Below are 204 nucleotides of genomic sequence, written 5' to 3' on the forward strand. Positions count from 1 at the left end.
GAACAAAAAGAACTACAAAAGCTGCAAGGTAAATTTGACAAAGACCGCACTAAAGGAAAACTTACTCCAGTAGAATTTGAAAAAGCTAACTTAAAAATTACAAAACAACAATTAAAAATTAGAGAGATTGAAGAAGACATTCAAGAGACTCAAAAAAAATTAAGTAAACTTAGATAATTATAAAATCCACCAATTGGTGGATTT

The sequence above is a fragment of the Flavobacterium sp. genome (assembly GCF_003525665.1).
Taxonomy (GTDB): Bacteria; Bacteroidota; Bacteroidia; order Flavobacteriales; family Flavobacteriaceae; genus Flavobacterium.